Genomic DNA, 13,173 nt, shown 5'->3' with positions numbered 1-13,173 from the left:
GGCTTCAGAGAGCCGCGCGAGTCGCTGCGCGAAGCAGCTCAGTTGTCGCGCTTCTCCTTGATCTTCGCCTTCTTGCCGCGCAGCTCGCGCAGGTAGTAGAGCTTGGCGCGACGGACGTCACCGCGGGTGACGACCTCGATCTTGTCGATGACCGGCGAGTGGACCGGGAAGGTGCGCTCGACGCCGACCTGGAAGCTGATCTTGCGGACCGTGAAGGTCTCGCGGACGCCTTCGCCCGAGCGGCCGATGACGACGCCCTGGAAGACCTGGACACGCGAGCGCGTGCCTTCGACGATGTTGACGTGCACCTTGACGGTGTCGCCGGCGCGGAACGCGGGGATGTCCGACTTGAGGGACGCGGCGTCCACGTGGTCGAGGATATGCATGGATATTCGCTCTCTGTACCCGCCGACAGGTCGGGGACGGATTCAGGGCCGCCTCGCGCTCGCGCGGAGACGGACGATCATTCGGTTGGGGTGTGCGCGAGAGATGCTGGCTCCCCTGTGGCAGAGCCTGGCCGCGGCACAATCAACAATTCTGCCATGCCGACCCCCCGATCGCCAAAGCAGGACGCGCGCCGGTCAGCGCTCGTCGTGCCGTTCTTCGACGACGATGTACTCGACGCTGTCGAGGGGAGGCTCCGGACGGCGCACCTGCTGCGGCTGCGCGGCCCGCTCGTAGGCGGCGAACGTCTCCTGCACGCGCGCCCGCATGTCGGTGACGAGCTCCCAGAGGACGAGCCAGAACGTCCCGAGGAAGAACACGACCGCGAGCACCGCCAGCCAGCCGGAGGCGCCGGCCGGGAAGAAGCCGAAGGCGATGACGGAGGCGTGCCAACCCGTCAGGAGCGCGACGTCGCGCCAGGAGACCGCGCGCACATCCCGCGCGCTGCGGCGGGCGACGGTGATGCCGCTGACGGCGAGCTGGGCCAGGAAGAGGATCGGGCACAGGATGAGCAGGCCGAGGAAGCTCCAGCCGCTCCCCTGGCTGAACGCCGCCCAGCCGATCAGCAGCCACACCGGAAGCACCACGGCGGACGGGAAGAGCCACCAGTAGAACGCCTTGCGGATGATCACGCGACCAGCGTAGCCGCGGCCGCCTGTGCAGCGGCTGCGGGTTCGCCGAGGGCCGAAACGCCGTGGAAGACTGGGATGCACCGGGCGCACGACGCGCGCCGCGACTGGAGGAGGACGCACCCGTGATCGAGTTGAGGACCCCCGCCGAGATCGAGCAGATGCGGCCGGCCGGCCGGTTCGTCGCCGAGGTGCTGGCGGAGACCGCCGCCGCCGCGAAGGTGGGCGTCAACCTCCTCGAGCTCGATCGCCTCGCGCACGACCTCATCCGCCGCCGCGGAGCCGAGTCCTGCTACATCGACTACCACCCCTCGTTCGGCGCCAGCCCGTTCGGCAAGGTGATCTGCACGTCGGTGAACGACGCCGTGCTGCACGGCCTCCCCCACGACTACAGGCTGAAGGACGGCGACCTCCTCAGTCTGGACTTCGCGGCCAGCGTCGACGGCTGGGTCGCCGACTCGGCCGTCTCGATCGTCGTCGGTTCGGCGCGCGACGAGGATCTGCGCCTCATCGACACCACCCGTCGCGCCCTCACGGCGGGGATCGCCGCGGCGCAGCCGGGCGGACGGATCGGCGACATCTCGGCCGCGATCGCCGCGGTGGCGCACGCCGAGGGCTACTCCATCAACACGCAGTTCGGCGGCCACGGCGTCGGGCGCACGATGCACGGCGACCCGCACGTGCCCAACGACGGGCGTGCCGGACGCGGTTTCCCGCTGAAGCCCGGTCTCGTCATCGCCATCGAGCCCTGGTTCCTGGAGACCACGGACGAGATCTTCACCGACCCGGACGGCTGGACGCTGCGCAGCGCTGACGGCTCGCGCGGGGCCCACTCCGAGCACACTGTCGCCATCACCGCGGACGGCCCGCTGGTCCTCTCCGCCCCGTAAGGGAGGGGATGCTACGGCAGCAGGTCCGGGCGGACGCGCCGCGTGCGCTCGAGCTGCTGCTCGTGGCGCCAGGTCGCGATCGCGCCGTGGTTGCCCGAGAGCAGCACCGGCGGCACCGCGTGGCCGCGCCACTCGGCGGGCTTCGTGTAGCTGGGGTACTCCAGGAGCCCGTCCTCGTGCGACTCCTGCACCAGGCTCTCCGGGTTTCCGACCACGCCAGGGATGAGCCGGCCGACGGCCTCGATCATGGCCATCGTGGCCACCTCGCCGCCGTTGAGGACGTAGTCCCCGATGCTCATCAGCCGTACGCGTGCGCGCGCCGCCGTGTCGTCGAAGACGCGCTGGTCGATGCCCTCGTAGCGGCCGCAGCCGAACACGAGGTGCTGCTCCTGGGCGAGCTCGCGCGCGATGGCCTGGGTGAAGACCTCGCCCGCCGGCGACGGGAAGATCACGACCGGGTCGTCCGCGCCGTCGCCCAGCACGTGGTCGAGGGCCTCGCCCCACGGCTCCGGCTTCATCACCATGCCGGCGCCGCCACCGTACGGCGTGTCGTCGACCGTGCGGTGCCGGTCGTGGGTGTGGTCGCGGAGGTCGTGGACGCCGAGCTCGATGATCCCGGACTGCCGGGCCTTGCCGAGCAGGGAGATGTCCAGCACATCGAAGAACGTCGGGAAGATCGTGACGATGTCGATGCGCATGCAGACGAGTCTATTCGGGCACGACGGCCAGCTCCCGATCACGCGGGACGAGCGGGGTCGCGACGGCCGGGCAGAGGGCGACGACGGCGAACGCGATCGGGTAGCCGAGCCAGCCGATCAGGCCGCCGACGGCCGGGCCCACCACGGACGCGGCCAGGAACTGCCCCGTGTTCTGCGCGCCGAGCGCACGCCCCGACCAGAACGGCCCGGCGATCTCGGCGACCGACGTGTACGCGAGCCCGTTGTCCGCGACGGTGACGATCGCGGCGACGATCAGGATGACCGCCGCGGGCACCGAGCCCAGCGCGGAGGCCGCCGCCATCAGCAGCATCACCGCGACGGCGGCGAGCGACACCCAGCGCAGTGGACGCAGGTGGCTGCCGACGCGGTCGCTCAGCACGCCCACCCCGATGCGCCCGATCGCGCCGGCGAACTGGCTCACGCCGATGACGATGCCGGCGGCCAGCGACGAGAAGTGCAGCTGGGTGACCAGCCACACCAGACCGAACGTGGACACGGTGAACTGCGGCACCACCAACAGCATCGACACCGAGTGGATGCGCCACAGCAGCGACGTCTCCCGGTACGGACGCCAGGCGGCCTGCCGGTGCGGGGCCTCCCCCGTCGCGGCCTTCCTCGGCGGACGGGGCGGATCCACGATCCCGACGGCGCACAGCACGGCGGAGATCGCGCACAGCACGGTCGGCACGACGAGCGCCGCGGCGATGCCTCCGCTGGCGGCCAGGAGCGGGATCGAGAGCGCGGCGACGGCGACGCCCAGCGGCTGGCACATCTGCCGGATGCCCATGGCGAGGCCGCGGCGCTCCTTCGGGAACCAGCCGATCACCACGCGGCCGCTCGCGGCGTTCGGACTGGCCGCCGCCATCCCGCCGAGCAGGAAGAACGCGCCGAGCGCGAGGTACGACGAGACGAACATCGCGCCGAATCCGGCGATGGCCGTCAGGGCCAGTCCCGACGCGATCACCCAGCGCTCCCCGATCCGGTCGCTCAGCGCTCCCCACGCGATCAGGGTGAGGACGAGCCCGAGCGTCGGGGCCGACGCCAGAAGGCCGGCCTGGGCGAGGCTCAGCCCGCGCTCACTGTGCAGGAGCGGGATGAGGAACGCCGGGGTCGACACGAACACCGTGGAGCTCGCCTGGGCCAGGACGCCGAAGCCGAGCATCAGCCACGGGCGGGGCTGTCGCGGAGAGAACATCATGCGGTATACCCTAGTGGTATACCAAACCGGTGCACCAAATCGGTCCGCCAGAATGGGCGCAGCACCCCGCGTTCCGAGAGGACTCCATGCCAGAGCAGCCGACCGCCTACGAGCGCCTCCGCGCCGAGATCCTCGACCTCGATCGCATCCCGGGATCCCGGCTCACCGAGCGCGGGCTGGAGACCGACCTCGGCGTCTCGCGCACGCCCCTGCGCGCCGCGCTCCAGCGCCTGGAGAACGAGGGCCTCGTCGCACGCGACGGCCGCGCCTGGCAGGTCTCCCCCATCGACCTGGGCGAGATCGCCCGCCTGAGCGAGCTCCGCGATGCCCTGGAGACCGGGGCGGTGCGGCTGACCTGCGCGCGGGCCACCGACGACGACATCGCCGCTCTCGCCGCCCGGCTGGGCTCGTACGACCTCGGTCGCACCCACGAGGACGCGATCGGCGCCGGGACCGGATTCCACGTGCGCCTCGCCGCGCTGAGCGGCAACCACTTCTTCGCCGACTCCGTGGACTCCGCCATGACCCGCCTGGCCCGCACGCGTTGGCTCGAGGTGCGCAGCGAGGAATCGCGCCGGACCGCCTGGGAGGAGCACCGTCGCATCGTGGAACTCGTCGCCGCGCGCGACGCGGACGCCGCCGCCGAGCACATCCACCGCCACATCGTGGCGACGCACGAGCGCCTCGCCGGGGCGCTGGGTTCGGACGCCCGCGGTCTGCGCGCGCGCGGCCTCGCGATCGTCGGCTGAGACGCGAAGAGCCCCGACCAGCTGGTCGGGGCTCTTCGCAGTGCGTGATGGATCAGTCCTCGGTGGACGTCTCCTCCGTGGACGTCTCCTCAGCGGACGCTTCGTCAGTGGATTTCTCCTCGGTGGAGGCTTCCTCGGTCGACGCTTCCTCGGTGGAGGCTTCCTCGGTCGGCTCCTCGTCGGGCAGCTCTTCGAAGAGCCCCGGCGGCGGAGTGAGGGTGACGGTCCCGGCGGCCAGGTCGACCTCCGGCACGATCGCCTTCACGAACGGCACGAGGACCTCGCCGGCGTCGGTCTTGATCGCCAGCAGGTCCTGCGCCGGGAAGTGGTCCACCCGGGCGACGGTCCCGACCTGATCGCCGTCGCGGACGGCGCTCAGACCGACCAGCTGGTGGTCGTACCAGGCGTCCGGCTCCTCCGGGAGTTCCTTGACGTCCTGGCTGACCCACAGGATGGCCTTGACCAGGGTCTCGGCCTCGGTGCGGTCGTCCACGCCCTCGAAGAATCCGACGGCGTGACCGTTGTACCAGCGGAGCTCGGTGAGCGTCAGCGTCTTGCCGTGCCACTTGGAGGCCGTGGGCACCTGGAGGGTGAACTCGGCGCCCGGGACGAACCGCTTCTCCGGCTCGTCCGTGAACAGCTCCAGCTTGAGGGCTCCCTTGAGCCCGTGCGCCTTGGTGAGCCGGCCGATGCGGAGCTCGGTCTGATCCGGCCGCGGGGCGACGTCCTTGCGGGGCAGCTTGTGGTCGGCCACCTCAGTCGTCGACGACGTCGACGCGGACGCGCCGGCCGTCGGCCAGCGCGGACACGAGCGTGCGGAGTGCCTTGGCCGTACGGCCGGAACGGCCGATCACCCGGCCGAGGTCCTCGGGATTCACACGAATCTCGAGGACCTCGCCACGCGGCGAACCTTTGGCCACGACGTGCACGTCGTCCGGGTGGTCGACGATGCCCTTGACCAGATGCGTGAGCGCGGGTGCGAGCAAGGTGTTACGCCTTCTCGCCGTCGGCGTCGGCGACGATCTCTTCGGCCTCGGCGACAACCTCGGCCTCAGCGGCCTCCTCGGCCTCGATCTCGGCCTCGACGACGGCCTCCGCCTCGGCGACGACCGGCTTCTCGGCCTTCGGCTTGAGGACCGGCTTCTTCTTGTCGTCGGCGACGAACGCGACCTTCTCGTCGGCCGTCTTCACGGTCGAGACGGCGTTCTTGTCGCCCTTGAACTTGCCCCAGTCGCCCGTGAGCTTGAGGAGCACGAGCACCTGCTCGGACGGCTGAGCGCCGACGCTGAGCCAGTACTGAGCGCGGTCGGAGTCGACCTCGATGCGCGAGGGCTCCTCGGTCGGGTGGTACAGACCGATCTCCTCGATGACGCGACCGTCGCGCTTGGTGCGCGAGTCGGCGACGACGATGCGGTAGTAGGGAGCGCGGATCTTGCCGAGGCGCTTCAGACGGATTTTGACAGCCACAATTCTCCAGTGTTGATGAGTGCGTTTCGTCGAACTGACTGCCGTGGGCGTGGGGGCACACTCGGCAGGAGGTCTATTGGTATCCCGCCGAACCGGATAGAGGGTCGGGTAAGGCGGAACTCAACTAGCTATTCTGTCAGATACTGCCCTGCTTTGAACAATCGGACGGACGGGACGACACCCTTGCAGATCGAATTCTCGGAGTCCGAGCGCTCCACTGTCGGCATCGAATGGGAGATCGCCCTCGTGGACGGCGCGACGGGCGACCTCGTCCAGATCGCCGACGAGGTGCTCCGCGAGCTCGGAACGCCCGACGGGCGCGAGCACCCCCAGATCACCCACGAGCTGCTCCTGAACACCGTGGAGCTGGTGAGCCGGGTGCACCGGACGGTGCCGGCCGCCGTCGCCGACCTCCAGGAGCTGATCGGGCTGGTCAGGGAGGTCACCGATCCGCTCGGCGTGGAACTGCTCTGCGCGGGGACGCATCCCTTCGCCCAGTGGTACGACCAGAAGGTCACCCCGAACGAGCGCTACGACCGCCTGCTCGACCGCACGCAGTGGTGGGGCCGCCAGATGATGATCTGGGGCGTGCACGTCCACGTCGGCATCGACGAGCGCGACAAGGCGCTGCCGATCGTGAACGGCCTGCTCAGCTACTACCCGCACCTGCAGGCGCTGAGCGCGTCCAGCCCGTACTGGGCGGGCGCCGCGACCGGGTACGCATCGAACCGCGCCCTGATGTTCCAGCAGCTGCCGACCGCCGGGCTGCCCTGGCAGTTCGGCTCGTGGGCCAACTACGAGGAGTACGTGCAGGACCTGGTGACCACCGGCGTCGTCACGGACCACTCCGAGGTCCGCTGGGACATCCGCCCCTCGCCCAAGTGGGGCACCGTGGAGATGCGCGCCTGCGACGGCCTCTCGACGACGGACGAGGTCGGCGCGGTCGCAGCGCTCATCCACTGCCTGACCGATCGGATGTCGGGCGATCTCGACGACGGCGTGGAGCCGGTGACCCTGCAGCCCTGGTTCGTCCGGGAGAACAAGTGGCGCGCCGCCCGCTACGGGCTCGACGCCGAGATCATCGTGGCGCCGGACGGCCGCGAGCGCCTGGTCTCCGAGTCGCTGCGCGAGCTCGTGGACGAGCTGGGGCCGACCGCCGAGCGCCTCGGCTGCGAGGAGGAGCTGGCCGGCGTGCTGCGCATCCTGGACGGCGGCGCGAGCTACCAGCGGCAGCTCGCGGTGGCCGCCGCGAACGGGGGCAGCCTGCAGGCGGTCGTCAGCTCGCTGACGCACGAGCTGCGCAGCGGGCTGACCCGATGAGCGCACAGCGACGACCTCACGCACCCATAGCGAAGTCATAGACTCCGTTCCTAGGCTGGGATCATGCTCACGCACCGACCGCTCGCCGCACTCGCCGCCATGATCACCGTGGCGACGGTCGGCGCCGTGGCGCTGAGCGGATGCTCGACGACCGTGCCGCAGACGTTCACCGGGACACCGGTGGTGAACCCGCACACCCGCGTGGCCGTCATCGGCGATTCCATCGAGTCGGGCCTGGGCCTGATGCCCGGCGAGGCCTGGCCGGACCTCCTCGCCGTCGATCGGCGCTGGGGGCTCGACAACCTCAGCGTCGCCGGCGCGGGCTTCGTCGCCACCGGAACGAACGGGGGCACGTTCGACACGCAGGTGGACGCCGCGATCGCCGACAAGGCCCAGCTGGTCCTGATCGGAGCGTCCGACAACGACCTCGGACAGGATGTGGACACCGTGTCCGCCGCGATGACGGCGGCGATCGACCGCATCCACACCGCGCTCCCCCACGCGCGGATCATCGCCTACGACGCGCTCAGCGGGTCGGCGTCCGACGACGAGCTCGCGCCGCTCGACGCCGCGCTCCAGGCGGCCGCCACGGCCGAGGGTGGCGTCTGGATCGATCTGGGCGAGCCCTACCGCGACCAGGACGGCCTCGTGCAGGCCGACGGCGAGCATCCCACCGCCGCCGGTCAGCAGGCCATCGCCGCGGTCGCGCTGACCGACCTGGACACGCTCGTGCAGTCCCGTGCCGCGGCCGCCGCGACCCCGCACGTGTGACCTTTCGAATCCACGCCTGACCGGGGGTTCGTGACGCGCCGCGCGACACTCAGCATTCACGCAACATCGGGGATCTATCCTGCCCTTCGTGCAGAACACCCGCCCGCGCGCGCGACGCCCCCTCCGCCTCGCGCTGACCATCGCCGCGCTCACCGTCGCCGCCACCGCCCTCGCGGGATGCGCGGCGACCGCTCAGCCCGTCGCTGCGGAAGCCGCAGCGGCCCCCGCCGGACAGGAACGGCCGTCGGCCGTGGCCATCGGCGACTCGATCGCGTTCGGCAAAGGCGTCGGCCCCGACGAGTCCTGGCCCGCCCTCGTCGCCGAGCAGCACGGCTGGCGCCTCGACGATCTGGCCGTCTCCGGATCGGGCTTCGTGAAGGCCGGATGGGACGGCACGACGTACCGCGACCAGGTCGACCGTGCCCTGAAGCTGCACCCGGCATTCATCCTCATCGCCGCCACGCGCAACGACCGCGACCAGGACCCCACCGCGGTCACGTCGTCCGCCGACCGCCTGCTGGGCGAGCTGCGGGACACGTTCCCGCACGCGCACATCATCGGGATCACCGGCATCTGGGGCGCGGACGCCCAGCCGGCCACGCTGCAGCGCGTCGACGACATCGTGGGCGCCGCGGTGCGCGGCGTCGACGGGGACTTCCTCGACCTCGGCAGCCCGCTCGAGGGCAAGCCCGACCTGCTCCAGACGGACGGCATCCACCCGAACGCCGCCGGGCAGCGTGCGGTCGCCGCGCGCGTCGAGAACCGGCTGGCGCCGCTCGCCGCAACGCTCTAGCTGTCGCAGCGCTAGCGGGCCCGGCGCCAGAAACGCCGTGCGCTAGGAGTCCCAGGCGCTCGCAGCCCCGGACTAGCGGCCCAGGAACTTCTGCAGCGAGGCGAGCTCCTCCTCGGAGGGGCCGCCCTTCTGCGCTGCGCCGCCACCGCCGAGACCGAAGCCGCTGCCCGCGGCCGCCGACGACGCGTTCGGGTCGACGCCCGACGCCAGCGCCGCGTTCTCCGCGGCCCGCTTCGCCGGGTTGCCGGAGCGCGAACCCTTCTTCTTCTTGGGCTGCGGCTTGCGGCCTCCGAAGCCGGCGCCCGGGATCGGGCCCATGCCGGGGACGTTCGGGACGCCGCCCTTGGCGACGGTCTTCATCATCTTCGCGGCCTGCTCGAACCGGTTGACGAGCTGGTTGACCTCGGTGACCGTCGTGCCGGAGCCCTTCGCGATGCGGAGGCGGCGCGAGCCGTTGAGGAGCTTCGGGGTGGTGCGCTCGGCCTTCGTCATCGACTGGATGATCGCCTCGGTGCGCACGATCTCGCGCTCGTCGAAGTTGTCGAGCTGCTGCTTCATCTGACCGGCGCCCGGCAGCATGCCCATCATCTTCTTGATGGAGCCCATGTTGCGCAGCTGCTGCATCTGCTTGAGGAAGTCGTCGAGCGTGAACGTGTCGGTCGCGAACTTCTCGGCGACCTTGCGCGCCTCCTCCTCGTCGAAGGCCTCCTGGGCCTGCTCGATGAGGGTGAGGATGTCGCCGAGGTCGAGGATGCGGGAGGCCATGCGGTCGGGGTGGAACGGCTCGAAGTCGTCCAGGCCCTCACCGGTGGAGGCGAAGATGATCGGGCGGCCGGTGATGGAGGCCACCGAGAGGGCGGCGCCACCGCGGGCGTCGCCGTCGAGCTTGGAGAGCACGACGCCGGTGAAGTCGACGCCGTCCTGGAAGGCCTTGGCGGTCGCGACGGCGTCCTGACCGATCATCGCGTCGATGACGAACAGCACCTCGTCCGGGTCCGTCGCCTTGCGGATGTCGGCGGCCTGCTTCATCAGCTCGGCGTCCACGCCGAGACGGCCGGCCGTGTCGATGACGACCGTGTCGTACTGCTTGGTCTCGGCGAACTTCAGTGCGTCCTTCGCGACCTTCACCGGGTTGCCGACGCCGTTGCCGGGCTCGGGGGCGTAGACCGGGACGCCGGCCTGCTCGCCGACGATCTGGAGCTGGTTCACGGCGTTGGGTCGCTGGAGGTCGGCGGCCACGAGGAGCGGCGTGTGGCCGTCCTTGATGAGCCACTTGCCGAGCTTGCCCGCGAGCGTGGTCTTGCCCGCGCCCTGGAGGCCGGCGAGCATGATGACCGTCGGCGGCTTCTTGGCGAACTGCAGGCGGCGCTGCTCGCCGCCGAGGATGCCGACGAGCTCTTCGTTGACGATCTGGACGACCTGCTGCGCCGGGTTGAGCGCCTTGTTGACGTCGTCGCTGAGCGCGCGCTCCCGGACCTTGCCGGTGAACTCCTTGACCACGTCGAGGGCGACGTCGGCGTCGAGCAGGGCGCGACGGATCTCGCGGACGGTGCCGTCGACGTCCGCCGGCGACAGCTTGCCCTTGGTGCGCAGGTTCTTGAAGGTGTCCGCGAGACGGTCGGACAGCGTGCCGAAAGTAGCCATGATCCGATAAGTCTACCGGGCGCGACGGGGTGTCAGCCCTGGGTGTCGACCGCCACGACGTCGCCGCGCACATCGAACGAGACCGTGAGGATCGCGTCGGTGTCGTCCGGGCTGATCGAGTAGTCGAACGTGGCGAAGACCTCGTCCTCACCCGCGTCGTCCGGCTGCAGGACGACATGCAGCAGCTGCAGCGACCGCAGCACGTCCACGGCGATGTCGCCGGAGTTGTGCACGAGGAGGTCGACGAGGCTGTCGCCCATCCGGTCCACGTGCTGGTCGATGTACGTCGACGTCGCGGACTGGCGGGAGCTGAGCTCGGCGATCAGCGCATCCCGCGCCCGGGCGTCGAAGCCCTCGAGCGCCTGGATCAGCGCCGCGGCGGAATCGAGCGCGAACTCGGTGACGGCCGTCTCGTCGTCCGCCAGCAGCTCCACCTCGACGGCCTGGTCCGCCATCTCGACGGTGTCCGACCAGGCGAGGCCGCCCGAGGCGGTCTCGTCGATGACGCCGAAGTAGTCGTGCTCGATCGCCATGGCGCGCCCCTATCCGACCAGCTGCTGTGCGAAGACGTGCGGGGTGAATCCGGTGAGGTCGTTGATGCCCTCGCCCTGACCGACCAGCTTGATCGGGATGCCGGTGCGCTCCTGCACGGCGAGGACGAAGCCGCCCTTGGCCGAGCCGTCGAGCTTGGTGAGCACGAGCCCGGTGACGCCCGCGTGCTCCAGGAACGCCTCCGCCTGGGCCAGGCCGTTCTGCCCCGTGGTCGCGTCGAGCACCAGGAGCACCTCGGAGATCGGGGCCTGCTTCTCGACGACACGCTTGATCTTGGAGAGCTCGTCCATCAGGCCGCCCTTGGTCTGCAGACGACCGGCGGTGTCGATGATGACGATCTCGGTGCCGTCGTTCTTGGCCTTCTCGACCGTCTGGAAGGCGACGGACGCCGGGTCCTGGCCCTGCTGCTGCGGCCGGACGATGGAGGCGCCGGCGCGCTCCGCCCAGGTGGCGAGCTGCTCGACCGCGGCGGCGCGGAAGGTGTCGGCCGCGCCCACGACCACCGTGCGGTCGTACGTGCGCAGGAACTTGGCGAACTTGCCGATGGTGGTGGTCTTGCCGACGCCGTTCACGCCCACGACGAGGACGATGGCGGGGCGCTCGCTGAGCTTGAGGGTCGTGTCGAGGCGGGAGAGCCGCTCCTCCAGCGTCTCGCGCAGCATGCGCTGCAGGTCGGCGGGGTCGGTGGTGTGATAGCGCTCCACCTTGGCGCGGAGGTCGTCGACGATCGCCTCGGTCACGTCCGGCCCGAAGTCGGCGGTGATGAGTGCCGCCTCCAGGTCGTCCCAGGTGTTCTCGTCGATGGTCTTCTTGGCGAACAGCCCGCGGAGGGCGCCCGACAAGGACCAGGGTGTGCGGTCTGCCATGCCACTCAGACTAGTTGCTAGCGTGGGGCCATGTTCTCCCTCGTGGCGGTGTCGGCCGAGCTCGCCGAGCAGCTCGTCGCGATCGAGTCGGGCGGGGAGGATGCCGTGCACCAGGCGCGGACGCGCGTCCGACGCCTCCGCAGCGTGCTCTCGGTCTACCGGAAGGCGTTCGATGCCGAGGAGACCGGGCGGCTGCGTGCACGGTTGAAAGCGCTCGGCACGCGCCTCGGCGAGGTGCGCGACCGGGAGGTCAGGGCGGGCGCCCTGGACGGCCTGCTGCGCGCGGACGACGATCCCGCGCTGATCGACGGCGTCGAGACCCTGGCGGCGCAGGCCCGCGCCGACCACGAGCGGGAGCTCTCCACTCTGCTGGAGCACCTGCGCGGGCGGTCCCACCGGCGGCTGCTGGCCGACCTCCAGGCGTTCGTCGCCGATCCCCCGCTCACGTCCAACGGTCGCAAACACCCGCGGAAGATCACGCGGCACGGTCTGGCGAAAGCCGTGCAGCGCGTCCACGCGGCGCGCGGGGACACGCTCGACGAGCGGCACGCCACGCGCAAGGCGGCCCGCCGGCTGCGCTACACGGCGGAGGCCGTCACCGACGACCTCGGGCGCGACGCCGTGCGCCTCGCCTCGGCCGCGGAGGCGGTGCAGGATGCGCTCGGAGCGCACCGCGACGACACGCTCCTCGCGGCCTTCCTCCGCGAGCACGGACTCGACGCGGCCGCCGTGCGCTGCGAGCGGCGTGCCCGGGAGGCGCTGGACGGGTTGGACGACAAGCTCGCCGCGATCGACCTCTGACGAGCGCCGCGGCCGCGTCAGCGGGAGGTGTCGCGCGGGACCTCGTCCTGGCCGAGCCGGAAGGTGTGCTCCGGGGAGCGCACGGCCAGCCGGTCCACGTACGCCATGACGATGGCGGCGGCGATCAGCGCCGGGCCGAGCACCGGCATCGCGCCGGTCACCACCTGGAGCACGGTCTGGACGGTCACGGCGAGCCCCTGGTCGACGCCGGTGGCGCCGCTCCACCCCGACCAGGCTCCGTAGAAGATCGCGGGCACCACGAGGTTCAGCACGGTCGACGCAACGGTCAGACCGATCCCCCACCACAGCACGACTTTCGGACGCAGCATC

General features: G+C 70.8%; 17 protein-coding genes. 6 read left to right on the top strand and 11 right to left on the bottom strand.

The features are described from left to right. Positions 1-38 precede the first annotated feature (38 nt). Both rplS and BGO91_RS00625 read right to left on the bottom strand, forming a co-directional pair. Positions 39-386 (bottom strand): 50S ribosomal protein L19, encoded by a 348-nt coding sequence (gene rplS / locus BGO91_RS00630; protein ID WP_290470952.1) that lies wholly within the window; start codon positions 384-386, stop codon positions 39-41. Positions 387-581: 195 nt separating this feature from the next. Then, positions 582-1,076 (bottom strand): hypothetical protein, encoded by a 495-nt coding sequence (locus tag BGO91_RS00625; RefSeq protein WP_290470951.1) that lies wholly within the window; start codon positions 1,074-1,076, stop codon positions 582-584. A gap of 122 nt (positions 1,077-1,198) precedes the next feature. On the opposite strand from BGO91_RS00625, the gene map reads away from it, so the two are divergent. After that, entirely contained in the window at positions 1,199-1,963 is a 765-nt protein-coding gene (gene map, locus BGO91_RS00620) for a type I methionyl aminopeptidase (RefSeq protein ID WP_290470950.1), read from the top strand. 11 nt (positions 1,964-1,974) lie between these two features. On the opposite strand, the gene trmD is transcribed toward map, so the two are convergent. Together trmD and BGO91_RS00610 are read right to left on the bottom strand one after the other, a co-directional pair. Continuing rightward, on the bottom strand, positions 1,975-2,661 hold the full coding sequence (gene trmD, locus BGO91_RS00615) for a tRNA (guanosine(37)-N1)-methyltransferase TrmD (protein WP_290470949.1): 687 nt from the start codon (positions 2,659-2,661) through the stop codon (positions 1,975-1,977). 10 nt (positions 2,662-2,671) lie between these two features. After that, entirely contained in the window at positions 2,672-3,877 is a 1,206-nt protein-coding gene (locus BGO91_RS00610; protein ID WP_290471142.1) for an MFS transporter, read from the bottom strand. 89 nt (positions 3,878-3,966) lie between these two features. Here BGO91_RS00610 and BGO91_RS00605 point away from each other — a divergent pair, with 89 nt between their 5' ends. After that, the gene (locus BGO91_RS00605) at positions 3,967-4,629 is read left to right on the top strand and encodes a GntR family transcriptional regulator (protein ID WP_290470948.1); all 663 of its coding nucleotides are present in this window, start codon (positions 3,967-3,969) and stop codon (positions 4,627-4,629) included. Positions 4,630-4,681: 52 nt separating this feature from the next. On the opposite strand, the gene rimM is transcribed toward BGO91_RS00605, so the two are convergent. From rimM to rpsP, 3 genes are read right to left on the bottom strand one after another with little or no spacing between them, the layout of a single operon-like run. Beyond that, positions 4,682-5,383, bottom strand: a complete 702-nt coding sequence (gene rimM / locus BGO91_RS00600) for a ribosome maturation factor RimM (protein WP_290470947.1) — start codon at positions 5,381-5,383, stop codon at positions 4,682-4,684. A gap of 1 nt (position 5,384) precedes the next feature. Further along, on the bottom strand, positions 5,385-5,615 hold the full coding sequence (locus tag BGO91_RS00595) for an RNA-binding protein (RefSeq protein WP_021758175.1): 231 nt from the start codon (positions 5,613-5,615) through the stop codon (positions 5,385-5,387). A 4-nt stretch (positions 5,616-5,619) separates the two neighbouring features. Beyond that, a complete protein-coding gene (rpsP, locus tag BGO91_RS00590) occupies positions 5,620-6,096 on the bottom strand; it encodes a 30S ribosomal protein S16 (protein WP_290470946.1) in 477 nt (158 codons plus the stop codon). Between the two features lie 183 nt (positions 6,097-6,279). On the opposite strand from rpsP, the gene BGO91_RS00585 reads away from it, so the two are divergent. From BGO91_RS00585 to BGO91_RS00575, 3 genes are all read left to right on the top strand, one after another. After that, the gene (locus BGO91_RS00585) at positions 6,280-7,416 is read left to right on the top strand and encodes a glutamate--cysteine ligase (RefSeq protein ID WP_290470945.1); all 1,137 of its coding nucleotides are present in this window, start codon (positions 6,280-6,282) and stop codon (positions 7,414-7,416) included. Positions 7,417-7,479: 63 nt separating this feature from the next. Then, positions 7,480-8,187 carry an SGNH/GDSL hydrolase family protein gene (locus BGO91_RS00580; protein ID WP_290470944.1) on the top strand — a complete coding sequence of 236 codons (708 nt, stop codon included), beginning with the start codon at positions 7,480-7,482 and terminating at the stop codon, positions 8,185-8,187. An 88-nt stretch (positions 8,188-8,275) separates the two neighbouring features. Beyond that, complete coding sequence (locus BGO91_RS00575; RefSeq protein WP_290470943.1) at positions 8,276-8,980, top strand: SGNH/GDSL hydrolase family protein; 705 nt, start codon at positions 8,276-8,278, stop codon at positions 8,978-8,980. 72 nt (positions 8,981-9,052) lie between these two features. Here the strand turns inward: BGO91_RS00575 and ffh are convergent, their stop codons facing one another. Genes ffh through ftsY form a run of 3 tightly spaced genes read right to left on the bottom strand, consistent with a single transcriptional unit; the run spans position 9,053 to position 12,042 of the window. Further along, positions 9,053-10,624, bottom strand: a complete 1,572-nt coding sequence (gene ffh, locus BGO91_RS00570; protein ID WP_290470942.1) for a signal recognition particle protein — start codon at positions 10,622-10,624, stop codon at positions 9,053-9,055. Between the two features lie 32 nt (positions 10,625-10,656). Further along, entirely contained in the window at positions 10,657-11,157 is a 501-nt protein-coding gene (locus BGO91_RS00565; protein ID WP_290470941.1) for a DUF2004 domain-containing protein, read from the bottom strand. A gap of 9 nt (positions 11,158-11,166) precedes the next feature. After that, on the bottom strand, positions 11,167-12,042 hold the full coding sequence (ftsY, locus tag BGO91_RS00560; RefSeq protein ID WP_179702360.1) for a signal recognition particle-docking protein FtsY: 876 nt from the start codon (positions 12,040-12,042) through the stop codon (positions 11,167-11,169). 30 nt (positions 12,043-12,072) lie between these two features. On the opposite strand from ftsY, the gene BGO91_RS00555 reads away from it, so the two are divergent. Next, positions 12,073-12,843 carry a CHAD domain-containing protein gene (locus BGO91_RS00555; RefSeq protein WP_290470940.1) on the top strand — a complete coding sequence of 257 codons (771 nt, stop codon included), beginning with the start codon at positions 12,073-12,075 and terminating at the stop codon, positions 12,841-12,843. Positions 12,844-12,860: 17 nt separating this feature from the next. On the opposite strand, the gene BGO91_RS00550 is transcribed toward BGO91_RS00555, so the two are convergent. After that, positions 12,861-13,172, bottom strand: a complete 312-nt coding sequence (locus BGO91_RS00550) for a hypothetical protein (protein ID WP_290470939.1) — start codon at positions 13,170-13,172, stop codon at positions 12,861-12,863. Position 13,173 lies beyond the last annotated feature (1 nt).

Origin of the sequence: Leifsonia sp. 71-9, assembly GCF_001898805.1 — a bacterium.
Lineage (GTDB): Bacteria > Actinomycetota > Actinomycetes > Actinomycetales > Microbacteriaceae > Leifsonia.
Note: the sequence above shows the minus strand (reverse complement) of the source record. Positions and strands in the feature narration are given on the sequence as shown.

Bases quoted from the DNA above. Each gene is read 5' to 3' on its own strand.
- rplS (WP_290470952.1), bottom strand. From the start codon at position 386: ATGCATATCCTCGACCACGTGGACGCCGCGTCCCTCAAGTCGGACATC.
- trmD (WP_290470949.1), bottom strand. From the start codon at position 2,661: ATGCGCATCGACATCGTCACGATCTTCCCGACGTTCTTCGATGTGCTG.
- BGO91_RS00610 (WP_290471142.1), bottom strand. From the start codon at position 3,877: ATGTTCTCTCCGCGACAGCCCCGCCCGTGGCTGATGCTCGGCTTCGGC.
- BGO91_RS00605 (WP_290470948.1), top strand. From the start codon at position 3,967: ATGCCAGAGCAGCCGACCGCCTACGAGCGCCTCCGCGCCGAGATCCTC.
- BGO91_RS00580 (WP_290470944.1), top strand. From the start codon at position 7,480: ATGCTCACGCACCGACCGCTCGCCGCACTCGCCGCCATGATCACCGTG.
- ffh (WP_290470942.1), bottom strand. From the start codon at position 10,624: ATGGCTACTTTCGGCACGCTGTCCGACCGTCTCGCGGACACCTTCAAG.
- BGO91_RS00565 (WP_290470941.1), bottom strand. From the start codon at position 11,157: ATGGCGATCGAGCACGACTACTTCGGCGTCATCGACGAGACCGCCTCG.
- ftsY (WP_179702360.1), bottom strand. From the start codon at position 12,042: ATGGCAGACCGCACACCCTGGTCCTTGTCGGGCGCCCTCCGCGGGCTG.
- BGO91_RS00555 (WP_290470940.1), top strand. From the start codon at position 12,073: ATGTTCTCCCTCGTGGCGGTGTCGGCCGAGCTCGCCGAGCAGCTCGTC.
- BGO91_RS00550 (WP_290470939.1), bottom strand. From the start codon at position 13,172: ATGCTGCGTCCGAAAGTCGTGCTGTGGTGGGGGATCGGTCTGACCGTT.